We start from the raw sequence: 22,173 nt of genomic DNA, 5'->3' as shown, positions 1-22,173 counted from the left end.
GTTTATCCCAGAAGATAAATCACGGGAAACAGCAGGATCCAGACCAGATCGACCATGTGCCAAAACTGTGCGCCCGCTTCGATGTTACGAGGATCATCGCGCCACGCGACCAGCAACAGGATACCCACCCCGGCCAGAACATGCGCCGCGTGAAACCCCGTCAGCAGGTAGTAGAACATGAAGAACGGGTGGGTTTCATAGGTAATGCCCTGCCCCGCCTTTCCAGCATATTCCACGCTTTTGATAACCAGGAATGCGATTCCAAGTACGGCCGCGCCTGTCAGGGCAAGCCTGGCCTTGAACCGGAATGCTGCGCGGCGCCAGTTCAGGGCCTGCGCGGCCAGATAACCAGATGTGACCAGTATTGCAGTGTTAAAGGCTGCACCTGTTCGATAAAGATGCGATTGCGCCTCGGCAAAGCCTGCGGGGTCGGTCAGGCGAACACCCATGAACGCGATCAGCCCGGCACCAAAAACCAGCAACTCACTGATAATCAGAACCCACATCAGCAATTCGCCCGGCAGCTCGTCGATGAAAGAGGTTTCGCTCATGCTCCGACCAGTTGGTGGTAGATCTGCGGTAGAGCCATGGTCAGGCGGTGTGGGTCAGGAATAACCGCAAACCCACCCTGTCCGAACATGCGCGGGAACCAGCTTTTGCCGGTTTTGTCGATGGTGACGCCAAAAACCGATTGCCCGGCGCGGCGTGCTTCGCGCACGGCCATGCAGGTGTCTTCTATCCCGTGGCGCCCTTCGTAATGGTCAAGATCATTGGGTTTGCCATCGGTGATCACCAGCAACAGGCGGCGCTTGCGGGATTGACTTGCCAAATCCTTTGAACAGTGACGGATCGCGGCCCCAAGCCGCGTGTAATGGCCTGGTCGCAGCGACGCGATACGTTGTTCAACTTTGGCACCCATCGGCTCATCAAACCGTTTGCATCGCTGGACATAGACGCGCTGGCGTTTCAGCGAACTGAAGGCATGAATGGCGAAATCGTCACCGCAGGCGTTCAGGCCCCAGGCCAAAGCGGCCAGAGCTTCACGTTCAATGTCGATCACGGCGCGGCCGGTTACGGCACTTTCGGTGGAACGGCTGACATCCAGCAGGATCGAGACTGCCAGGTCGCGCGCCTCGGGACGGGATTGTTGCCAAATGCGGTCGTTGCTTTCGCCGCTGGCCATGCGGTCGGTTTCGGCACGCACGGCGGCTTCGATATCCAGCTGGTCACCGTCCAGATGGCCACGTGTCATCACACGACCGGGGCGCAGCGCCTCGAACTGGCGTTTGACCGCGCGGATGCGGCGGGCGGTGGCAGGGTCCTTGCCGAAGGCGGCAGCGTCGTCGCGGATATCCGCATCCGACAGCAGGACGTTGACGTGATCTGGCAGATACCGGCCCGATCGCACGTCCCATTCGGGATAGAGGATGCGGCCGGACAGACGCTCGCGGTTCACATCCTCGGGTGCCAGATCAAGGTGCAGCTTCAGCCGCGTTGGGGGGGCCTTTGATATCTGACCCAGGCCAATCTCTTCCTGATCATCGGCCGCTTTCTTGGCGTTGTCGGGATCGTCATCGTCGATGCGGCGGTTGATGTTCAGGAACTCGGCCCAGCTGAGGATGGCTTCGAACTTATGCAGAATGAAACTGTCGCTGCGCTCGGCCTGATCCGATCTACGGCGCCGGGCACGGTGCGTCTTTTCGCCGGATTCCTCTGGCGGGCCTTCGGTATCGGGGTTTTCCACCTCGTTATGTTCGGAAAAGCCAACCGCGCGCAGTTCGGGCCACAAGGGAACCGGGCGCATAGGCTGATAGCCGCGGGGGGCGATCAGGTTATCGTCCAGTGTCAGAAGCTGCTCAGCTTTCACCGACAGCTGTTGAGAGTCGCCCAACTTATGGCGGATCAGCTCTTCGACTGCGTCCTCAACCGGTGGCAGATTGGGAATATCGCGCTGATGCAACACGCCCTTGCAAAGTTCGGTATAAAGTGGGCGCAGGCCGGGGGCGTCGTCCAGGGTCGCATCAACCATGCCCTGCGCGGCAATCAGCGATCGCAGGTCGGCGCGCAGCGGGTCGTCTTCATCAATTCGCGTTCCGGCATGGGCAGCCGCGGCGGCCAGCCAGACATACAGCGCGCCGTTGGCTTCGCGGGCAGGAAAAACCGCCAGCCGGTCCGGTAGGCGCAGAACTTCACCATCGAACGAGGCGCGTGGCATCAGTTCTGCCTCTGTTGCCAGACGACGAAGCCAACCCAGACGGTGGTGTGAAACCTCGGGCGAGACCGGGCGCAATTCTACGCCCGGACCACCGCCCAGCCCTCGAAAGAGGACGGCCAGCCGCCCCGCGACCTCAGAAAGGTCGACCGCGGCTCCATCGTGCACCTCAGGTGCATCGAGGCGGCTGGCAAGGGAGTGCCACAGTTTCCCGATCGTTTCTTCGGGTTCCCATGGCTCAAAATCGATCTTGACCATCGGCCGGCCTCACCCAAAGACAGCCGTAACAAGATCGAGGAGCCCGCGTTTGATATCCTCGTCATCCGTCAGAGGTTCGATCATGGCGGCAAGGATGGCGCGGTCGGTGGACATGCCCTGTGCGATCAGTGTTGCGGCATAAACAACCAGTCGGGTGGAAACGCCTTCCTCAAGATCCTGACCCTTGAGCCCGCGCAGCTTACCTGCCAGCCGCACCAGCGGCTTGCAGCGTTCCAGCGGCAGGCCGCTTTCCTGCGCGACCACTTCGGCTTCCTTCTGAGGCGAGGGAAAGTCGAACTCCAGCGAGATGAACCGTTGCCGGGTCGAGGGTTTGAGGGTTTTCAGGATATTCTGATAGCCGGGGTTGTAGGACGCCACCAGCATGAAACCGGGCGCGGCCTCCAGCTCTTCTCCGGTGCGGTCGATCGGCAGGATGCGCCGGTCGTCGGTCAGCGGGTGCAGCACCACGGTCACGTCCTTGCGCGCCTCGACCACCTCGTCGAGATAGCAGATCGCACCTTCGCGCACCGCGCGGGTCAGGGGGCCATCAACCCAGACGGTTTCCCCGCCTTTCAGCAGATAGCGCCCAATCAGGTCGGCGGCGGCCAGATCGTCATGGCAGGCTACTGTATAAAGCGGGCGGCCAAGTTTTGCGGCCATGTGGGCGACAAAGCGGGTTTTGCCGCAGCCCGTCGGACCTTTCAGAAGAACTGGCAAATCGTTGTTATACGCTGCGGTAAATACATCGCATTCGTCGCCTTGGGGCAGGTAGAAGGGGGCGTTTGCCGCCCCCTCATTCAGTTTCATGGAGCCATCCATATCCATCACTCCGCAGGGGTTTCAGCCGCGCCGGGTTCAATGACTTCTTTCCGGGGAACCCAGATCGAGTAGATGAACAGCAGCGCACCAAGGACCACGACGATACCGGAACCCAGACGCATCCAGTAGAAGATTGCGATCTGGTCTTGTACGTCCATGAAGTAATCTCCGACCACGCGCTGCATGTGTGTCTGCACGGTGCCGCCGAAGGTCAACACGAAGGTCATGAAGACCATGCCGCTGGTCATCAGCCAGAACGAGCCCATGTTCAGAACCTGATTATAGGGATCACGGTTCTTCAGGATCGGCATCGCATAGCTGAAGATCGCAAGGTTGAGGCAGACATAGGCGCCGTAGAAGGCCAGGTGACCGTGTGCCGCCGTGATCTGCGTTCCGTGGGTATAGTAGTTCACCCCGTGCAGCGTATGCAGAAAGCCCCAGACACCGGCACCGAAGAAGGCAAGCGTTGCACAACCCAGCGACCACAGCAGCGCGGCCTTGTTAGGGTGGTCACGACGGCCCTTCCAGACCATGACGAAGGCAAAGGCCATCATCGCGAAGAACGGGATCACCTCGAGGCTTGAGAAGATCGAACCGATCCACTGCCAGTAACCGGGAGTACCGATCCAATAGTAGTGGTGACCTGTTCCAAGAATGCCCGAGAACAGCGCAGCGGCGACGATGACATAAAGCCATTTCTCGACGATCTCTCGGTCCACACCGGTCAGCTTCAGCATCAGGTACGCCAGGATCGACGCCATGATCAGTTCCCACACACCTTCGACCCACAGGTGGACAACATACCACCAGTATTGCTTGTCCAGAGACAGGTTGCCCGGGTTGTAGAAGGCAAACAGGAACAGCAGCGCCAGACCCCACAGACCCAACAACAGGATGTTGGTGATGGCAGTCTTCTTGCCCTTCAGAACGGTCATGGACACGTTGTAAAGGAAGATCAGCGCGGCAACGACGATACCGGCCTTGACCCATTTGGGTTGCTCAAGGAACTCGCGCCCCTCTTTGCCCAGCAGCCAGTTTCCTTCGAACAGGTTGAAGACATAGGTCAAAACCACGCCCAACGTACCGACCACAAGAATGATCAGCTGCAAATAGGCCAGCTTGGGCGAGTGGATTTCACGCTCGGCCTCTTCCGGGATCAGGAAATAGGCCGCCCCGAAAAAGCCCAGTATCAGCCAGACGATCAGCGAGTTGGTGTGCAGCATCCGCACGATATTGAACGGCAGAAGCTCGCTCAGGAAGTTTGGCGACACATAGATCAGACCGGCCAGCAGGCCGCCGATCACTTGGATCGCGAACAACGCCATGGCTACCGCAAAGTAGGCATAGGCGATTTTTTGGGATTCGTATTTCATTGCTCCATTCCCCTTCTCAGCCAGCCTCGTTGGGCGGCCAGTCCTGAGCGTCGATATTGTCCGTCCAGATCAGGAAGTTGGTCAGATCCCGGATCTCTTCGTCGCTGAGGTTGAATTGCGGCATCTGCCGACGACCGGGAATGCCGGTGGGTTGTGCCTCCATCCAGCCCTTGAGGGATTCAAAGGCCGATTCCGGGTCGTCCAACACGCCCCAACGTGTCATCACATTGCCGACCTCAGGGGCAAAGTACGCCCCTTCGCCAAGGATCGTGTGGCAGTTGATACAGGCGTGTTTTTCCCAAACATGTTTGCCCCGAACCACACTTTCGTCGAGCTTCGCGGCATTTTCGGAATTGACGATATACAGATGTGAATGGGCTGATAGAGCCAGAAAGATGAGGATGAAGAACAGTGACCCGCCATAGAATATGTTGCGAGCCATGCTCTTTGTCATGACTTCTCGCATCGCGCTCTCCTTTGCGCAGATTAGCTAGTGCAGGCAACATGACGTGCGGGTCACAGGGCTGCCTTAACGAAAGTCAAGACTTCTAAAGTATCCTCAGGAACAAGATCAGAGATCCGCAAACACCGAGATTAACGAAATGACCTTATGGTCGCCTTGAAATCTGAGGCAATTGTGAACACTTTCGCGTCGACTTCTTGATATACCGGACGTAATCAACCACCTGAGAAAAGGTGAAAATTCCGCTTCAAAGATTGATGGGCAAAAATGGCGAACTATTCCTATATCGGTTATACACCCGGTGTCATCACGGTGAATACGATTGGGCCGGACACGGTTACGTTGGATGTCAATTTTGATCCCGACACGGATCGTCGTTTGTTCAGCGTGACTGACGCAGCCGGTGGTTTTATTCAAAACGGCGGCGGACCACCTATCCCCGATACAGGGGATGTTTTCAACGGTGACCGCTTTGACAACGAAGACGGTGATGACCTGACGCAGACCGGTACTATCACCACCCTCGATGGTTCGACCACCTTTCTAAGCGGCCCAATATACCTGGAAGAATCCTACGTTCTGTCCAAACCAGGCGGGGGCACAATTACTGTATATCGCGTCGAAGTTGACGGCGTATTGGGCGGCTATATTACCTCTGAACCTCTTGTGCCCGGTACGACCTACTCGATGAACATCGTGAACGTCACGCCGACCAATGCGCCCGACACAACTGACCCGGCTGCCATCATTGACGTGCCGTGCTTTACTGCCGGAACACTTATCATGACGCCAGAAGGTCCGATGCCCATCGAGGATCTGAAGGTGGGTGACATGGTCGTGACTGCCGACAACGGACCGCAACACATACGTTGGATCGGAACGCGAAACCTATCGCATGAGGAGCTGGTGAAAAAACCCAAGCTGCTTCCAATCCTCATCAAGGCCGGGGCCTTGGGGTGTGACTTGCCAAAACGCGACCTGCTTGTTTCGCCACAGCACCGTATGTTGGTTCGATCCCGGATCGCCGTCAGAATGTTTGACACAGAGGAGATCCTGGTCCCCGCGCGCATTCTTACCGCCAGCCCTGGTATCAGCGTTGCAAAAGACACCCTGTCAGTCACGTATTACCATCTATTGTTCGACCGCCATGAAATCATCTTCGCAGAAGGTGCCCCGTCAGAAAGCCTTTTTGTCGGCGCACAGGCTCTGTCCAGCGTTCCCCCAGAAGCAAGGGCAGAAATCTTCGACCTGTTTCCGGAACTAGAGACCCCTTGGCACGTTCCTCAGTCTGTGCGGCACATACCTGAAAACGGAAGACGCGCTCGTGCGCTCGTGTCCCGCCACGTAAAGAACGAACGCCCTTTGATATTCTGAACTGTAATCCGCGCTTACGGTTCCGGTGTCAGCCGTGCTTTGCTGCGCGCGGGCCCGTCAGCGCGGGCCACATGGAAAACAGATACAACCCGATTGCGGCAATCCATAACCCGTCAGCCGTCAGCATGGCGGTCATATATCCACCTGCCAGCCCGGACCCCAGCCAGCGGACCAAAGCCGCTGCCGCCATAAGCCCGTATCCGACCGCCATGGGCGACGGTGCAACAAGGGGGCGGCCACTGTGGCCAAGGGCGGCGCGGCTCATGACGGCAAGGGTCATGCCACCAACACACCCGATCCCCAAAATGTGCAGCGCGCCGATCTCATTACCATATCCGATGACGGCAGACCCCCACAGCAACAACCCAAGGGCCAGCATCATCAAGCCTAAGTGCAGAGCAATCAGGATCGGCTGCCGCAGCGCCCAACCCGCTCTCCACCGTGCCATGCGCATCAGCTGGGCGCCGCCCAGCAGCAGCGCGCAGATACCCGCCAACGAAACACTGCCCAAGGTCAGCACCAACAACGGCAGCACAAGGGCGAGCGCCATCACGGCCTTTTCCAGCGGCGCATTTGAAACCGGCCACAGGGCTTCGGGTACACCGTCGCGTTTCATTGCATTGCGCGTAAAGGCTGGTGTGATCCGTCCCCCCAGTATCGCTATCATAGAACACAAGGTCAGCAGCCCTGCGCGCACCCCGGTATTCAACGTGTCTGTGGTGATACCAATCCATTCCAGATGAACCATCAGGTTGGCCACCCATACCAAACTCAGGAGATACAGAAATACCATGTTCTGTGGCTTGGGCCTGCGTATCAGCTGGCTGGCAATTTTCAGGACAAGAATTGGAACAAAGCTCAGATCGATAATTGCGACGGTAGTCGGAGAGAGCGACCCTGATAACCACACAGCCAGCCGCCCCGCCATCCAGATCAGCGCTACGACCGTGACAAATCGCGCCCGCACTTCGGGCGTCCCGGTCCAGTTCGGAACTGCCGTCAGAAAGAACCCACCCAGTGCCGCCGTTGCATAGCCAAAAATCATCTCATGGGCATGCCACATGACCGGGGGCATTCCATAACTTTGCTCGTCATAAGGTAAAAGCCCATCCAATGAGGCCAGCCAAATACCCCAAGCGACACCGGCAAACACACCATAAAGACCGGCGGAAAGGAAAAATATCCGAAACCCTTCGCTGAAAATGCGCGATATTGCAGATGACATGCCTGCTCTCCATGGCCCATCTCGTCATTCAATAAGCAGTACCGTCCGACGGGATTGGGGCACTTAACCGAAATCAAGACGCCAAAAACATGTGTGAAAAAAACAGGTTTTATTGGCGAAATCTGAACCTGGTTTTTGTCCAAAGAACGAAGTTAGCGCCGCGCCCGTTGACTTTGGTCAAGGATGACAATCCCGTGATGGATCAGTCTCTGCATTGCCTCACCACGCAAATGGAGAGTGATCATGTCACTTGGAATCAGCTACAACAAGACCGGCCGCGCTTTTGGGGTCGGATTGGCAATGTTGTTGGGCAGCGTCGCTGCTCCAGCTTTTGCCGACGAGCCAACGCTTAGCGACGAAGCCTTTGAAGCTTCGAAACAACTGTACTTTGAACAATGTGCAGGCTGCCACGGGGTTTTGCGCAAAGGCGCAACCGGTAAAAACCTGGAACCGCATTGGAAAAAGACCGCAGCCGACGGCACCGTAACCGAAGGCGGCACTCTGAAACTGGGTCAGGAACGCCTTGAGAAAATCATCGCCTGGGGAACTGAAGGCGGGATGAACAACTTCTCGGACATCATGTCCGAGCAGGAAATCAAGGATATGGCGACCTACATCATGATGGAGGCCCCGAAGCCGCCTGAAATGTCGCTGGAACAGATGAAGGCAACCCGCAAGGTTTATGTCGAAGAAGCGGATTATCCGACCGAGCCGCTGCACGGCCGCAACTGGGAAAACTTCTTTGTCGTCATCGAACGCGATGTGGGCAAGGTTGCCGTCATCGACGGTGACACGAAAGAAGTGCTGACGCATATTCCGACTGGCTACGCCGTGCACGTCCTGAAAGCTTCAGAGCATCACAACATCACCGAACCCGAAACGCCCGGACGTTTCTGGTACACAATGGGCCGTGACGGCAAGATGACCAAGATCGACCTCTGGCAAACGCCGGACAAGATGCTGGTTTCAGAAGTCAAGATTGCCTATGACGCGCGAGATGTTGCCGTGTCGGGTGACGGTAAATACGTCATCGGTGGGGGATACTGGCCGCCGCATTTCGCAATCGTTGACGCGCAGACCATGGAACCGCTGAAAGTCGTTTCGACGCGCGGAACCAACGTGGACGGTGAATATGTGGAAGAAAGCCGTGTGGCCGCCATCTACACCACACCGAATGAACCCACATGGATTGTTGCCGTGAAAGAGCTGGGTCAGCTCTGGCAGGTTGACTACACCGACCTCGACAATTTGCGGATCGACAAGATCGACAGCGCCAAGTTCCTGCATGACGGGTTCTTCGACCCGACAGGCCGGTACTTCCAGATCGCGGCAAACGCATCGAACAAGATGGTCGTTGTCGATACCGAAACGCACAAGCTTGAGGCGATGATCGACACCGCTGCCCTGCCGCACCCCGGTCCGGGCGCCAACTGGATTGACCCGAACTGCGGACCTGTGGCGGGTACAACCCACCTGGGCGTCGGCACCGTGACAGTCTGGGGCAACGACCCAGAAGGTCACCCGGATCAGGCCTGGAAAACCTGTTACGAGGTGGAAACCGACGGCCCCGGCCTGTTTGTCCGTACCCATCCGAACTCGGACTACATCTGGGCTGACCAGACCAAACACCCCGAGCCGGAAATTCAGCAATCGGTTCAGGTCATCTCGAAAGAGACCGGTGAGATCGTGAAAACCATTCAGATCACCGAAGACGAAGGCAGCGCCGCTGTTCACTTCGAATTCAACGCCGATGGTACCGAGGTTTGGGTTTCCAAGTGGAACCTGTCGGATTCGAAAGAACCCAATGGCCAGATCGTGATCTTCGACGCCAAGACATTGGAAGAGATCGGTCGGATTGACGGGCTTTACGCCCCGACCGGCAAATTCAATGTCCACAACCGGTCGAACCACGTCACCTGACGGGTTCGCAACTTAAACCGGAAAGGGCGGGCCCCTCGCCCGCCCTTTCCTCGTTTGACAGATCCGCCAAACTCACCGGCCTGCCACCAAAGGCCAGATAAGACAGCCAAAACGGAGCCCGGATATGACTTCCGAACCGGATAAGAAAAAACCGATCTGGCGCCGGTATTTCCTGTGGGGAATGCCCGTGGCCGGCATTGCTGCGGCCTTTGCCGCCGGCATCATCTTCTGGGGTGGGTTCAACACCGCCATGGAAGCCACAAATACCAAGGAATTCTGTGTCTCGTGCCACGAGATGCGGGATTTTGTTTATGCGGAATACCAGGGCACGATCCACGACGTGAACCGTTCGGGCGTTGGTGCGGTCTGCTCGGACTGTCACGTACCCAAGGACTGGACCCACAAGATCATCCGCAAAATAAAGGCCTCGAAAGAGCTTTATGGAAAGGTGGTCGGTACCATCAACACCCGCGAGAAATTCGAAGCCAAGCGCATTCATCTTGCCATGAATGAGTGGGAGCGGATGAAAGCAACGGACTCGCGCGAGTGTCGAAACTGCCATGACTTTGAATCGATGATGCCCGAATTCCAGCGTCCCCGTGCGCGTCAGCAGCACCTGAACGCAATGGAAACCGGTCAGACTTGTATCGACTGCCACAAGGGCATAGCCCACTCGAACATCCGAGACCGCGCAACCGACGAGTATCTGGAAGAGCTTGAAGCACCAAACCCGGCCTTCATCCGGCCAATTCCGCCAGAATACCTTGCCAGCCTTGAGCGGGTCGAAGCCAAGGAAGCTGCCGACGCCGAGGCCGAAAAAGCTGCAAAGAAAGCCCAGCAGGAGGCCGTTCAGGCCCAGATTGCGGCAGCAGTTGACGCGGCCGTCGCGGAAGAGCGGGCAACGGCTGCAACCGATGGGTCTGCAACACCTGCCAGCAGTGAAAGCGGCGATGTTGGTGCCAACATCGACTGGAATGCGGTGGCCAGTGCGGACCTGAAACTGTTCTACCCAGGCCAGGCGTCATTTGAATGGGTGCAGAACGGAAAAACCCATGGCGGGGCCCGTCCGCTGACCAAAGGTGGTGATCAATGTTCGACCTGTCATGCCAAAGAACTGGATGCGATTGGTAACAAGATCGTTGCCGGTGGCGAGCTGGAGCCCACTCCTATCCCCGGCAAACGCGGTGTGATCGACGCAACCGTTCAGGCGGCGCATGATGACGAAAACCTGTACATCCGCCTGCAATGGCCGGATGCGGGGCATAACCCTGCTCCGTTTGCCGATGGCGGCAAAATGGATCCCGAAAACCAGATCAAGGTCGCTATGATGATCACCGGAACTGGCATCGAGTTGGGCGATCAGGTCGGGTGCTGGGCGTCGTGCCACGCCGACAACACCTATATGCCCTTTGCGCCTGAGGCGGATGCAATTGCTGCGAACGGGGATGTTTCCGGTCGCCTGACCGCTCAGGACACCGTGACCAAATACATCAGCGAAAGCCGCACCGAGATCGAGATCAAAGGCAGGGGTGGCAAGGCTTTGGGCGGTTGGGACAAGCTGCAGGCCGCTGAACAAATCGAGCAGTATCTGGCTGATGGCACCTATCTTGACCTGATGCGTGTCTACGCGGACGGCAGCGCCACAAATGGTTATCTGCTGGAACAGCGGGTGGTCAATGATGGTGAGATTGCAGCCTCGGCAAACCTGTCAGGTGGCATGTGGACGGTCGTCTTCACACGTCCACTGAACTCAGGTGCACCCGGCGATGTCCCTCTGGAGGCCGGTCAAACCTATACGGTCGGTTTTGCAATCCATGATGACTTTGCCGCCGCTCGTTTCCACCACGTAACGCTGGATACCAGCCTGGCGCTGGACGACGACAGCGCATTTATCAACGTGGTCAAGCAATAACAGTTTGGGGCCGGTTCTCTCGGCCCCAATCACTTTGGAAAGGAGACATGGACCATGAAACCCCACCGCCTTCTTCCCGCGCTGCTGCTTCTTGCCGCGCCAGCCTGGTCAGATGAAACCGCCGAAATCTGTGCTGAAGCCGAAGAGCGTTATGTCGAGCTGTTCGGCCACCCCTCGGCCTCGGTCGAGGACGCCAAGGTGGTTTTGATGTACAACTACAAATTCTGCCCGTTCGAACTGACCGTAAAGGCAGGTACAACTGTCCGATGGGTGAATGTCGACAAGCGCACCAGCCACAGTGTGTTGCTGAAAGATGGCAGCGAACCCGAAAGCGACCGGCTGTTCCCGGAAGAAACGGTTGAAATGACCTTCCTGACACCGGGCCCTCAGGATTATCTCTGCGGGCCCCATTGGGAGACACAGAACATGATCGGGATGATCACTGTCGAGCGCTGATTTTGGGTGTACTTACAGGCTGAATTAAGGGGCGCGGGCGCAAATCCCGCGCTCCTTAACTTATGTCAAGGAGGTTGGTTTTCGATTGCGCCAATCTGCCTTCATGACACGCCCGGCCTACCCAGCAACGTCCCGCAAAAGCATTGGATTCGCGCAGGAATACCCGGGTTTCGAAGACATTCAGACCCAGCGAGTTTGAACATGAGCGGTAAGGTTTTTCTGATTGGTGCAGGCCCCGGCGACCCCGAACTGATGACGCTGCGTGCCCTGCGAATGCTGCAGGAAGCGGATGTAGTTGTCTATGACAGGCTAGTGTCTGCCGACATCCTGAATCTACACGCCGAAGGCGCGCGGCTGATCCCTGTCGGGAAAGCGCCCAAATGCCATACTGTCCCACAGGACCGGATCAACGAAATCCTTCTGGAAGAGGCCAGGGCAGGTCACACGGTCGCCCGTCTGAAAGGTGGCGATCCGATGATCTTTGGCCGCGGCTCGGAAGAAGCCGCTTATCTGATGGCCCATGGCGTGGCGGTAGAATACGCACCGGGGATCACCGCGGCGCAGGGCGCGTCCTGTTCGACCGGCGTGCCGCTGACCCATCGCGGGCTGGCGACCTCGGTTCAATATGTCACCGGACACCGGCAGGCAGACAAAGTGCTGGACCTGGACTGGAAACGCCTGGCCGACCCGGACACGACACTGGTGGTTTACATGGGTGTGGCCAATATCGGCCAGATCGCCATGGGTTTGATGACCGAAAACCTACCAGGATCAACACCGGTTCTGGCCATCGGAAATGCGACGACACCTGATGAACGCCGGCTGGTGTCACGGCTGGACCAATTGGCCAACGATGTGCGCACCTCCGGGCTGAAGGCGCCAACGCTTTTCATCATCGGCAAAGTTGTCTCACTTTACGCCGAACAGCCCATGGCGGACATTCTGGAACGGGCCCATGGCTAAGCTGGGGTGCAGAAATCGTGTGCCGTGTCCCGCGCCGAACGGAAATGTGCCCGGCCGTGCGGGGTGGGTTGCCCGAACTTTTCTGACAACTGCGGTTCTGGCTGCAACGTCCGCCTTTGCTGCCGATGTCATTGATCCCAACGCACTGAAAAGACTTGTGCATCAGGACTGCGGCTCGTGCCACGGACTGTCGCTGAAAGGCGGCCTGGGGCCCGATCTGCGCTCGAATACACTGAAGCATTACGACGCCGAGGTTTTGACCGGTGTCATCCTTGACGGCATCCCCGATACGGCGATGCCCCCGTGGCGGCCCCTGATCAGTGAAGAAGAGGCCGAATGGATTGCCCGATACCTGCTGGAACAGGAGGCACGATGAAACACCCTATCCTCAGCCTTGCGGCGACATTGATGATGACCACGGCCCAAGCCGAGCCGATGGCGACTGGAGACCTTGGGCTGGTGATCGAACGTGCCAGCGGATCGGTCCTGTTGGTGGACCAGTCCGACCGTGCCGCTCTGGCCCGGATAGAAGGATTGGGCGATCTGTCCCACGCCTCGTTGGTCTATTCACCGGATGAACGTTTTGCCTATGTCTTTGGCCGCGACGGAGGCCTGACCAAGGTTGACATTGTCACCCGCCAGATCGTGAACCGTGTTGTGCAGTCCGGAAACGCCATTGGCGGCGCAATCTCGGACGATGGCGCCCTTGTAGCTGTATCGAATTACGAACCCGGCGGTGTGCGCGTGTTTGATGCGCAAACGCTGGAGATGGTGGCTGACATTCCCACCGGCAGCAAAACGATTGGTCTGGTCGACGCGCCGGGCCGCCGTTTCGTTTTCACAATGTGGGACACCGGCGAGACATGGATCGCGGATTTCGCACAAGGCGCGCCCGAGATCACCAAGATCCCCGATATCGGCAAGAACCCTTATGACGCGCTGATCACTGCCAATGGCCGCACCTATATCACCGGCCTGTTTGGCGAGGATGGTCTGACCGCGCTTGATCTGTGGTCCGACAACCCGGAACCGATCCGCGTTCTACCCGGCTATGGCCGTGGTCAGGAGGAAATGCCGGTCTACAAGATGCCCCATCTGGAAGGTTGGGCGCTGACAGGGTCCGAATTTGTCTTGCCCGCCGTTGGCCACCACGAGGTTTTGTGGATCGACGCCACCACCCTGACCGAGACCGGACGCACGCAAACCTACGGACAGCCGGTTTTTGCCATGGCCCGCCCGGACGGGCGGCAGGTCTGGGTTAACTTTGCCCACCCGCTGAACGATACCATTCAGGTCATCGATACCGTCAGCAAACAGATCATCCACGAATTCAAGCCCGGCCCGGCCGTTTTGCACATGGAATTCACACCGCGCGGGCACGAGGTTTGGATCAGTGTGCGCGATGCGAACAAGGTCATGGTTTATGACACGCATAGTTTTGAAAAACTGCGTGAGATCGAGGCCGAAAGCCCTTCGGGTATCTTCTTTACCGCGCGTGCGCACAAGACGGGTCTGTAAGTCATGCAACACATTACAGACCCGATCGACCGCCGCTTGCTGGATGAATTTCAGCGCGATTTCCCGGTAACCGAACGCCCGTTTCAGGTTCTTGGAAACGCACTTGGACTTGACGAAAGCGAAGTCATCCACCGCCTTTCAAGAATGCGCACTACGGGTCGCATCACGCGGGTTGGCGCAACCATCACGCCCGGCGCGGTGACGGCCAGTACGCTGGCGGCTGTGTCCGTCCCGGAGGAGCGGCTGGAAGAGGTCGCCGCCCTGATCGACGCCGAACCGGGTGTAAACCACAATTATCAGCGCGAGGACGCCTGGAACCTCTGGTTTGTTGCAACCGGCCCGGATCGGGCGCATGTGAATGCTACCCTAGCGCGGATCAGCCGGGTCACCGGGCTGCGGGTGCTGGATTTGCGGCTGGTGCGCCCTTTCAACGTTGATCTTGGGTTCCGCATGATCGGCGGGGTCAAAACCGTGCCTACAGCACGCCAGGTGGATGCAACTGCGATGCGCGAGGGTGATCGGTATCTACTGCAGACGCTGAGTTCGGGACTGTCTCTGGTCGCTGAACCCTATGCAGATTTGGCACATTCACTGAACCGGGACGTTGATGATGTGATGGCGCGAGTCATCGCGTTGCATTCGGCCGGTATCATCTCGCGGCTGGGCGTCATCGTACGTCACCGGGCGCTTGGCTGGTCGGCCAATGCGATGGTTGTCTGGGACCTGCCAGCGGAGCAGGTCGATACAGCCGGCCCCGCTTTGGCGGCTTTCCCCGGTGTGACCTTGTGTTACGAGCGCAACCCGGTGCCCGGTGTGTGGCCATATCGCCTGTATTCCATGATCCACGCGCGATCCCGCAGCGAGGCTTTGGACGTACTGACCCGTGCGACGGCCCTGCCAGAACTGACGGGTGCACGGAACAAGGTTCTGTTCTCAACCCGCTGCTTCAAGCAGACCGGCGCGCTGATTCAAACCAAGGAGGTCGCCGCATGATGCTGGACCAAACTGACCGTGCGATCCTGAACCGGATGCAGGACGATCTGCCACTGGTTTCACATCCTTACGCAACAGTCGCCAAAGAACTTGGGCTGTCCGAGGCCGAACTGCTGGCGCGCCTGACGCGCATGACAGAGGCCCGTGTCATCACACGTTTTGGGCCGTTTTTCGATGCCGCGGCGATGGGCGGTGCCTTTTGCCTCTGTGCGATGGCCGTTCCAGCTGGGGAATTTGAAGCCGTCCTGACCAAAGTCAATGCACATCCCGAGGTCGCCCATAATTATGAACGCACGCACCGGCTGAACATGTGGTTCGTACTGGCCACGGAAACGCCCGAAGGGATCGAGGCCGCGGCCGATGCAATTGAACGGGAAACGGGGATCGAGGTTCTTTGTTTCCCCAAACTTCAGGAATTCTACATCGGCTTTCGGGTAGCGGCATGATCGACGCAACAGACAGACAGATTATCCAAGCACTACAGGGCGGATTGCCTCTGGTTTCCGCCCCATATGCTCAGGTTGCAGATGATCTAGGGATGCCGGAAGCCGATCTGCTTGAGAGGCTGTCAGCCCTCAAGGCGCGCGGCGTAATCCGCCGCATCGCGGCCGCCCCTAACCACTACAAGCTGGGCATGACCTCGAACGGCATGACTGTCTGGGATGTCGAAGACGACCGCATCGCCGAATTGGGCGCTCAGATCGGTGCCCTACCCTTTGTCACCCATTGCTATGAACGTCCCCGCGCGTTGCCGGACTGGCCCTATAACCTGTTTGCCATGGTTCACGGATCGGATCGGGATGAGGTCGAAGAGAAGCGAGCCGAGATCGCCGCAATTCTGGGTGACGCCTGCCGGGCCAAGGATATCCTCTATTCCACGCGCATCCTGAAAAAGACCGGTTTGCGCCTGAAAAAGAAAGGCTGAGACGATGTTTCGCCTGACCGAATACATGCACCAGCTGGTCAAGCCGACCCCGGTGCGTAAACACCGCCCCGGCCCTGTGAAACCGGTGGTGATCTGGAACCTGACGCGGCGCTGCAATCTGAAGTGCCGCCATTGCTACACCGTCTCAGCGGACGTTGCGTTCCCGGGCGAGCTCAGCCACGAGCAAGCCATGGTAACCCTTGAGGATCTGGGCCAGTTTCGCGTCCCGGCCCTGATCCTCTCGGGTGGGGAACCACTGGACAGGTTCGATTTCTTCGACATTGCCAAACGTGCCCGCGACCTTGTGCCGATGCTGGCGCTGTCGACCAACGGGACACGCATTCATGATGAGACCGCCGACATGATTGCCGATGTCGGATTCAACTACGTTGGTATCTCGTTGGATGGGATCGGGGCCACGAATGACTGGTTCCGCGGTGTTGAAGGGGCTTTTGCCGACGCCCTGCGCGGTGTGCGCGAATGCAAGAAGCGCGGCATCAAAGTCGGCTTGCGGTTTTGCCTGACCGAAGGCACGCAGCATCACCTGCCGGACCTGCTTCAGCTATGCGACGACGAGGGCGTCGACAAGTTCTACCTGTCGCACCTGGTTTATGCCGGGCGCGGTGACAAGAACCGCGGCGAGGATGCTGAGCATCAGCGCACCCGCAAGGGAATGGATCTGCTGTTGGAGCGCGCGTGGGAGGCTGCCTCGGGCGGTCGCCCGCTGGATATCGTGACCGGCAACAATGATGCAGACGCGGGGTACTTTCTGAACTGGATTCGTGCGCATTTCGACGCTGACAAGGCTGCGCATGTCCGCGAGCATCTGGCCGCTTGGGGAGGAAATTCCAGCGGTTTGGGTGTGGCCAATATCGACAATCTGGGCCGGGTCCATCCTGACACCTACTGGTCCGATTACACAGTAGGCAACGTTAAGACTAATCCGTTTTCCGAGCTTTGGACCAGCGACGATCCGATGCTGGCCATGCTGCGCACGCGTCCGCGCCCGCTTAGGGGTCGATGTGGGGCCTGCGAGCTAAAGGATGTCTGCGGTGGCAACACCCGCATCCGGGCCCTGCAACTGACCGGTGATCCCTGGGCCGAAGATCCGGCCTGTTACCTGACAAACGAAGAAATCGGTGTTGACGACGCAGGCGAGCGTCTGCGGGTTACGCCATTCCGGGGGAAAAGCCATGATCCGGCGCATCAATTCTTTTAATCCCGTCTGCTCTGAGCCTTCGACATGGGTGCCAGAGACACCCAAGGGAGCCTCCGGCGGGAGTATTTTTGAAAAGATGAAGCTCGTGGTGATGTGTTCCGTGCTGACCGCAGGTGCAGCCTGGGCAGACGCGCCAACGGATTATGCTGAACATTGTGCGTCCTGCCACGGTGAAAACCGTCTGGGCGGCGTCGGCCCGGCCTTGATCCCCGAGACGCTCCAGCGCATGCGCGGGCCCCGCATCGCAGCGGTGATAGCCGAAGGGCGCGCGGCGACGCAGATGCCTGCTTTCTCGCACGAACTTGACGCTTTGCAGATTGAAGAGCTGGCCGGCTGGCTAAAATCACCGCTGGAAACCGACCCCGAATGGGGCGAGGCCCATATCATGGACAGCCGCACGCTGGATGACGGTTATATCCCGGTTGATGCGCCAGTCTGGGCCAGCGATCCGATGAACATCACTCTGGTGGTAGAAACCGGGGACCATCACGTCAGTGTGCTGGATGGTGACACGTTTGAGGTTCTGGACCGGTTCGAGACACCTTTTGCTGTTCACGGCGGGCCGAAGTTCAGCCCGGATGGGCGTTACGTTTTCATCATGTCCCGGGATGGCTGGGTTCAGAAATACGACATTTGGGCCCTGCAACAGGTGGGGCGCATACGGGCGGGGCTTAACAGCCGTAACATCGCAATGTCCGGCGACGGCAAGTGGTTGGCCGTTGCGAATTATTTGCCCAACAGTCTGACCTTGCTGTCGACCGAGGACCTGTCGGTGGCAAAAGTCATTGCGATCAAAGGAAAAGCGGGAAAATCCAGCCGCGTATCCGCGGTGTATCAGGCTCCCCCGCGTGAGAGCTTTGTTCTGGCACTCAAGGATGTTCCCGAAATCTGGGAGGTCTTTTACGGAGCCAACCCGCCGCAATCCGGGTTGGGTCACGACTTTCGCATCGAAGGGCAGTTCAAGAACCCCGACCCCTTCCCGGTGCGCAAGATCACCACGCCCGACTATCTGGACGATTTCTTTTTCGATCAGAGCTATGAATACGTGATGGGTGCCGCGCGCGATGGAAAGGGCGGACAGGTGATCGACCTTGTTATTGGGCACAAGGTGGCCGATCTGGACTTGCCGGGGATGCCGCATCTGGGCTCGGGGATTACGTGGAAGCATGGCGATACGACCGTTATGGCCACACCACATCTGACCGACGGCACGGTGTCGGTGATCGACATGGGGACTTGGGAAACTATCAAGCGGATAAAGACCGAAGGGCCGGGCTTCTTCATGCGGAGCCACGAGAATTCGCCTTACGTCTGGGCCGATGTCTTCTTTGGCCCCAACAAGGACGCCATGCATGTGATAGACAAGCAAAGCCTTGAAATCGTAAAGACTTTGCGCCCTGCCCCGGGCAAGACCGTGGCCCATGTCGAATTCACAAAGGATGGCCGCCACGCGCTGGTCTCGATCTGGGAAGATGACGGAGCGGTGATCGTTTATGATGCGCAGACGCTGGAAGAAGTACGCCGCTTGCCGATGCGTAAACCGTCTGGGAAGTACAATGTCTGGAACAAAATCACCTTCTCGGAAGGCACCAGCCACTGAGGGCAAATGGCCGGTCTGGAAACTGGCCATTCTGCTTTATCCAGCCACCATGTTGACCGTGGCCATCAACCTGTTTCTGGCCGGGCTGATCCTGCACAGCGCCGGTTTCGGGGTGATTGGACCGGTTCCGGCGATCCTTTGGTCAATACCTTTGGGCATACCCGCGTCTTGGTTGGCGGGGCGATGGGTGCGTGGGTTGATGGACGAAGCGGACGGCTGAAGGGAAATTCCAAAGGCCTGACGAAAGTCAAGTATCGGACAGGGAAAACCGCCTACGACTGGGGAAAGAATACCGAGTTGGATTCTCCATGCCTGCCTTTAACTCCTTCCACAACCTCCCTGATCGCGCGTTACGTGCGGCGTGTGGACTGGCAGGTATTTTCCTTCTGTTGTTGCAAATGCTTGGCCCGGTGCTGGCGAGTCCCGGTGAGAGCATGTGGGTGGAGATCTGCTCGGAGGCGGGCGCGGTCTGGGTTCAAGTTGACCTTGAAGAAGGCGACGATGATCCAACCGCGCCCTGCCCGAAATGCGCGGACTGTGCGCTTTGTGCGGTGACGGCGTCAGCACCGATGCCGGGCGCTTTGCTGTCCGCAAGCGTCGGAAATGTTCAAAATGTACGCTTTGAACATGGGGAGCAGTGCATTTTGTACAGCCCCAAACACCTGTGGCCCGAAACCCGGGGACCCCCGTTCACGACCCAAGAAGAATCTGAACGCGCCCCGCGCGCGTCCATGGCGTCCACCCAATTGATCGGAGGTGCGCCGTGGTCGTAAGTCGCGCAATCCATTTCCTTCTGGCCCTCGTTCTGTCCTGCAGTGTTGCAATCAGTGCACGCGCCGACAGTCTTGCCAGCTTTCTTCCCGACATTGATCCGGCTGACCTAGCACCGGGCGCCGACGCGTTTGGCCCGGTACGCAGCGACGTGAAGGTTGCCCCGGTCCTTCGGGGTGGCGAAACCATCGCGTGGGCTTTTCTGACTTCGGACTTTGTCGGTACGACCGGCTATTCCGGCAAACCCATTCACGTGGTTGCCGCCATCGACGCAGACGCTGTTTTGACCGGTGTTCAGCTGGTCAAGCATTCCGAACCCATCGTGCTGATCGGCATTCCCAATTCCCGGATGGTCGAACTGACCGAAGGCTATGCGGGCCTTGACCTGAAACGAGAGGCCGAGACCGGGGGCGAGGGGCATGACCTCGACATTATCTCGGGCGCGACCGTGACGATCATGGTGATTGATGACAGCCTTGTGCGCGGAGGGATCAAAGTGGCCCGCGCGCTGGGGCTGGGCGGATTGTCTCCGGTGCAGGCTGGAGGTCCGAAGCGCGAAGTCGATATGGCGCAGGGTGCGGTTTACGATTGGACCACATTGTCGGGAGACGGCTCGGTCCGGCGCATGACGCTGGATGTCGGGCAGGTCAATGCCGCCTTTGAAGCCACCGGGGATCAGCGTGCGATCAAGCGACCCGAACCGGGCGAGCCGGATGACACCTTCATCGACATGCACATGGCGCTGGTCTCGGTCCCGTCCATCGGCAAGTCGCTGCTGGGTGAAGCCGAATACCAGAACCTGACCAACTGGCTGGACGAAGGTGAACAGGCTATTCTGGTACTGGGGCGCGGGTCCTATAGTTTCAAGGGATCGGGCTATGTCCGGGGTGGGATATTTGACCGGATTCAGCTGATCCAGGGCGACAGCTCGGTGCGGTTCTTCGACAGGCAGCAGCGCCGTCTGGGTGAGGTTGCAGCGCCGGATGCCCCCAGCTTTACCGAACTGGATATCTTCAAGATCCCGGCGGATGCCGAGTTTGACCCGGCCGAGCCGTTCCGCCTGCAATTGCTGGTGCAGCGTGCCGTCGGGGCAGTGGAAAAGACCTTTCTGACCTTCGATCTGGGATACAAACTGCCGGAACAGTACCTGTTGCCCGTCACCGCACCATCGGTCGTGGATGATGCAACGGGCGAAGCGGCCGCCAAGGCCGCCCTGTGGCAGCGCATCTGGAAGGATCGCACTGTCGAGATCGCCGGGCTTGGTGTCATGCTGCTGGTGCTGACGGCGACGTTCTTCTTCCAGTTCCACGCCACGATGAATGCGCGCGTCTTCTACTGGTTCCGCATCGGGTACCTGACGATAACCCTGTTCTTCATCGGCTGGTATGCCAATGCACAGCTGAGCGTGGTGAACCTGATGGCGCTGGCGGGCAGTCTGCGAACCGGGTTCTCGTGGGATGCGTTCCTGCTGGACCCGCTGGTCTTTATCCAGTGGTTTGCCGTGGCCGCCGCCCTGCTGTTCTGGGGTCGTGGGGCCTATTGCGGATGGCTGTGCCCGTTTGGCGCGCTTCAGGAGCTGACCAACAAGATCGCGCGGGCGCTGAAAGTGCCGCAATGGACTTTGCCCTGGGGCCTGAACGAGCGTCTCTGGCCTGCGAAATACATGATCTTTCTGGGTCTTTTTGGCCTGAGTTTCGTGTCGATCCCGCTGGCCGAGCAATATGCCGAGATCGAACCGTTCAAGACCGCGATCATTCTGAAATTCATGCGCGACTGGCCGTTTGTGGTCTTTGCGCTGGTCCTGCTGGGGATCGGGCTGTTCGTTGAGCGGTTCTATTGCCGCTATCTTTGCCCGCTGGGCGGAGCGCTGGCGATCCCTGCCCGTATCCGCATGTTCGACTGGCTGCGCCGCTACAACGATTGTGGCACGCCCTGTCAGACCTGCGCCAATGAATGCCCCGTTCAGGCGATCCACCCCACCGGTGAGATCAATCCGAACGAGTGCGTCACCTGCCTGCATTGTCAGGTGCTCTATCAGTCCGAGGACAAATGTCCCGTCGTTATCCGCCAACTGAAACGGCGGGCCAAGACCGGGTCGGTCACACCTAAGACCCCCCTCGGGCAACCACCGGCGAACCATCCGAACGCCAAACCGAAAACCGTTTCCTAAAA

General features: G+C 58.5%; 20 protein-coding genes. 14 read left to right on the top strand and 6 right to left on the bottom strand.

The window, feature by feature from the left end; all coding sequences use genetic code 11:
* Positions 1 to 2 precede the first annotated feature (2 nt).
* From I9182_RS05780 to I9182_RS05760, 5 genes are read right to left on the bottom strand one after another with little or no spacing between them, the layout of a single operon-like run.
* Positions 3 to 551 carry a cytochrome c oxidase subunit 3 gene (locus I9182_RS05780; protein WP_209597161.1) on the bottom strand — a complete coding sequence of 183 codons (549 nt, stop codon included), beginning with the start codon at positions 549 to 551 and terminating at the stop codon, positions 3 to 5.
* Complete coding sequence (locus I9182_RS05775) at positions 548 to 2,470, bottom strand: VWA domain-containing protein (RefSeq protein ID WP_209597158.1); 1,923 nt, start codon at positions 2,468 to 2,470, stop codon at positions 548 to 550. Before I9182_RS05775 ends, I9182_RS05780 begins: the two co-directional genes overlap by 4 nt.
* Positions 2,471 to 2,479: 9 nt before the next feature.
* A complete protein-coding gene (locus I9182_RS05770) occupies positions 2,480 to 3,295 on the bottom strand; it encodes a CbbQ/NirQ/NorQ/GpvN family protein (protein WP_209507057.1) in 816 nt (271 codons plus the stop codon).
* Entirely contained in the window at positions 3,295 to 4,662 is a 1,368-nt protein-coding gene (locus I9182_RS05765) for a cbb3-type cytochrome c oxidase subunit I (RefSeq protein ID WP_209597156.1), read from the bottom strand. Before I9182_RS05765 ends, I9182_RS05770 begins: the two co-directional genes overlap by 1 nt.
* A gap of 16 nt (positions 4,663 to 4,678) precedes the next feature.
* On the bottom strand, positions 4,679 to 5,128 hold the full coding sequence (locus tag I9182_RS05760; protein WP_209597154.1) for a cytochrome c: 450 nt from the start codon (positions 5,126 to 5,128) through the stop codon (positions 4,679 to 4,681).
* A 264-nt stretch (positions 5,129 to 5,392) separates the two neighbouring features.
* Here I9182_RS05760 and I9182_RS20365 point away from each other — a divergent pair, with 264 nt between their 5' ends.
* A complete protein-coding gene (locus I9182_RS20365; RefSeq protein WP_245222505.1) occupies positions 5,393 to 6,499 on the top strand; it encodes a Hint domain-containing protein in 1,107 nt (368 codons plus the stop codon).
* Positions 6,500 to 6,527: 28 nt separating this feature from the next.
* Here the strand turns inward: I9182_RS20365 and I9182_RS05750 are convergent, their stop codons facing one another.
* Positions 6,528 to 7,724, bottom strand: coding sequence for an NnrS family protein (locus I9182_RS05750; protein WP_209597152.1), 1,197 nt, complete (start codon positions 7,722 to 7,724; stop codon positions 6,528 to 6,530).
* Positions 7,725 to 7,967: 243 nt separating this feature from the next.
* On the opposite strand from I9182_RS05750, the gene I9182_RS05745 reads away from it, so the two are divergent.
* From I9182_RS05745 to I9182_RS05685, 13 genes are all read left to right on the top strand, one after another.
* Positions 7,968 to 9,644: a cytochrome D1 domain-containing protein gene (locus I9182_RS05745; RefSeq protein ID WP_209597150.1), complete on the top strand. Its 1,677-nt coding sequence runs from the start codon at positions 7,968 to 7,970 to the stop codon at positions 9,642 to 9,644.
* A gap of 124 nt (positions 9,645 to 9,768) precedes the next feature.
* A complete protein-coding gene (locus I9182_RS05740; protein WP_209597148.1) occupies positions 9,769 to 11,556 on the top strand; it encodes a NapC/NirT family cytochrome c in 1,788 nt (595 codons plus the stop codon).
* Between the two features lie 54 nt (positions 11,557 to 11,610).
* Complete coding sequence (locus tag I9182_RS05735; protein WP_209597146.1) at positions 11,611 to 12,012, top strand: plastocyanin/azurin family copper-binding protein; 402 nt, start codon at positions 11,611 to 11,613, stop codon at positions 12,010 to 12,012.
* A 201-nt stretch (positions 12,013 to 12,213) separates the two neighbouring features.
* Positions 12,214 to 12,975, top strand: a complete 762-nt coding sequence (gene cobA / locus I9182_RS05730) for a uroporphyrinogen-III C-methyltransferase (protein WP_209597144.1) — start codon at positions 12,214 to 12,216, stop codon at positions 12,973 to 12,975.
* Positions 12,968 to 13,351 carry a cytochrome c gene (locus tag I9182_RS05725; protein ID WP_209507049.1) on the top strand — a complete coding sequence of 128 codons (384 nt, stop codon included), beginning with the start codon at positions 12,968 to 12,970 and terminating at the stop codon, positions 13,349 to 13,351. Before cobA ends, I9182_RS05725 begins: the two co-directional genes overlap by 8 nt.
* Positions 13,348 to 14,493 (top strand): cytochrome D1 domain-containing protein, encoded by a 1,146-nt coding sequence (locus I9182_RS05720; protein ID WP_209597142.1) that lies wholly within the window; start codon positions 13,348 to 13,350, stop codon positions 14,491 to 14,493. Before I9182_RS05725 ends, I9182_RS05720 begins: the two co-directional genes overlap by 4 nt.
* Positions 14,494 to 14,496: 3 nt before the next feature.
* A complete protein-coding gene (locus I9182_RS05715; protein ID WP_209597140.1) occupies positions 14,497 to 15,486 on the top strand; it encodes an AsnC family transcriptional regulator in 990 nt (329 codons plus the stop codon).
* Positions 15,483 to 15,932 carry an Lrp/AsnC family transcriptional regulator gene (locus I9182_RS05710; protein WP_209597138.1) on the top strand — a complete coding sequence of 150 codons (450 nt, stop codon included), beginning with the start codon at positions 15,483 to 15,485 and terminating at the stop codon, positions 15,930 to 15,932. The genes I9182_RS05715 and I9182_RS05710 overlap by 4 nt, the downstream gene beginning before the upstream one ends.
* Positions 15,929 to 16,411: an AsnC family transcriptional regulator gene (locus I9182_RS05705; protein ID WP_209597136.1), complete on the top strand. Its 483-nt coding sequence runs from the start codon at positions 15,929 to 15,931 to the stop codon at positions 16,409 to 16,411. Before I9182_RS05710 ends, I9182_RS05705 begins: the two co-directional genes overlap by 4 nt.
* A 4-nt stretch (positions 16,412 to 16,415) precedes the next feature.
* Positions 16,416 to 17,630, top strand: a complete 1,215-nt coding sequence (nirJ, locus tag I9182_RS05700; protein ID WP_209597134.1) for a heme d1 biosynthesis radical SAM protein NirJ — start codon at positions 16,416 to 16,418, stop codon at positions 17,628 to 17,630.
* A gap of 91 nt (positions 17,631 to 17,721) precedes the next feature.
* A complete protein-coding gene (locus I9182_RS05695) occupies positions 17,722 to 19,230 on the top strand; it encodes a nitrite reductase (RefSeq protein WP_280922665.1) in 1,509 nt (502 codons plus the stop codon).
* Positions 19,187 to 19,450 carry a hypothetical protein gene (locus I9182_RS05690; RefSeq protein WP_209507042.1) on the top strand — a complete coding sequence of 88 codons (264 nt, stop codon included), beginning with the start codon at positions 19,187 to 19,189 and terminating at the stop codon, positions 19,448 to 19,450. Before I9182_RS05695 ends, I9182_RS05690 begins: the two co-directional genes overlap by 44 nt.
* A 543-nt stretch (positions 19,451 to 19,993) precedes the next feature.
* Positions 19,994 to 22,171 (top strand): NosR/NirI family protein, encoded by a 2,178-nt coding sequence (locus I9182_RS05685; protein WP_209597130.1) that lies wholly within the window; start codon positions 19,994 to 19,996, stop codon positions 22,169 to 22,171.
* Positions 22,172 to 22,173 lie beyond the last annotated feature (2 nt).

Source organism: Ruegeria sp. HKCCSP351 (assembly GCF_017872535.1).
Classification (GTDB): domain Bacteria; phylum Pseudomonadota; class Alphaproteobacteria; order Rhodobacterales; family Rhodobacteraceae; genus Ruegeria.
This window is presented reverse-complemented; position numbering and strand designations above follow the sequence as displayed.

Excerpts from the sequence above, each read along its gene's own strand:
- I9182_RS05745 (WP_209597150.1), top strand. The coding sequence starts at position 7,968 with ATGTCACTTGGAATCAGCTACAACAAGACCGGCCGCGCTTTTGGGGTC.
- I9182_RS05715 (WP_209597140.1), top strand. The coding sequence starts at position 14,497 with ATGCAACACATTACAGACCCGATCGACCGCCGCTTGCTGGATGAATTT.
- nirJ (WP_209597134.1), top strand. The coding sequence starts at position 16,416 with ATGTTTCGCCTGACCGAATACATGCACCAGCTGGTCAAGCCGACCCCG.
- I9182_RS05740 (WP_209597148.1), top strand. The coding sequence starts at position 9,769 with ATGACTTCCGAACCGGATAAGAAAAAACCGATCTGGCGCCGGTATTTC.
- I9182_RS05750 (WP_209597152.1), bottom strand. The coding sequence starts at position 7,724 with ATGTCATCTGCAATATCGCGCATTTTCAGCGAAGGGTTTCGGATATTT.
- I9182_RS05735 (WP_209597146.1), top strand. The coding sequence starts at position 11,611 with ATGAAACCCCACCGCCTTCTTCCCGCGCTGCTGCTTCTTGCCGCGCCA.
- cobA (WP_209597144.1), top strand. The coding sequence starts at position 12,214 with ATGAGCGGTAAGGTTTTTCTGATTGGTGCAGGCCCCGGCGACCCCGAA.
- I9182_RS05690 (WP_209507042.1), top strand. The coding sequence starts at position 19,187 with ATGTCTGGAACAAAATCACCTTCTCGGAAGGCACCAGCCACTGAGGGC.
- I9182_RS05775 (WP_209597158.1), bottom strand. The coding sequence starts at position 2,470 with ATGGTCAAGATCGATTTTGAGCCATGGGAACCCGAAGAAACGATCGGG.
- I9182_RS05725 (WP_209507049.1), top strand. The coding sequence starts at position 12,968 with ATGGCTAAGCTGGGGTGCAGAAATCGTGTGCCGTGTCCCGCGCCGAAC.
- I9182_RS05705 (WP_209597136.1), top strand. The coding sequence starts at position 15,929 with ATGATCGACGCAACAGACAGACAGATTATCCAAGCACTACAGGGCGGA.
- I9182_RS05695 (WP_280922665.1), top strand. The coding sequence starts at position 17,722 with ATGTGTTCCGTGCTGACCGCAGGTGCAGCCTGGGCAGACGCGCCAACG.
- I9182_RS05710 (WP_209597138.1), top strand. The coding sequence starts at position 15,483 with ATGATGCTGGACCAAACTGACCGTGCGATCCTGAACCGGATGCAGGAC.
- I9182_RS05760 (WP_209597154.1), bottom strand. The coding sequence starts at position 5,128 with ATGCGAGAAGTCATGACAAAGAGCATGGCTCGCAACATATTCTATGGC.
- I9182_RS05770 (WP_209507057.1), bottom strand. The coding sequence starts at position 3,295 with ATGGATATGGATGGCTCCATGAAACTGAATGAGGGGGCGGCAAACGCC.
- I9182_RS20365 (WP_245222505.1), top strand. The coding sequence starts at position 5,393 with ATGGCGAACTATTCCTATATCGGTTATACACCCGGTGTCATCACGGTG.
- I9182_RS05780 (WP_209597161.1), bottom strand. The coding sequence starts at position 551 with ATGAGCGAAACCTCTTTCATCGACGAGCTGCCGGGCGAATTGCTGATG.
- I9182_RS05720 (WP_209597142.1), top strand. The coding sequence starts at position 13,348 with ATGAAACACCCTATCCTCAGCCTTGCGGCGACATTGATGATGACCACG.
- I9182_RS05765 (WP_209597156.1), bottom strand. The coding sequence starts at position 4,662 with ATGAAATACGAATCCCAAAAAATCGCCTATGCCTACTTTGCGGTAGCC.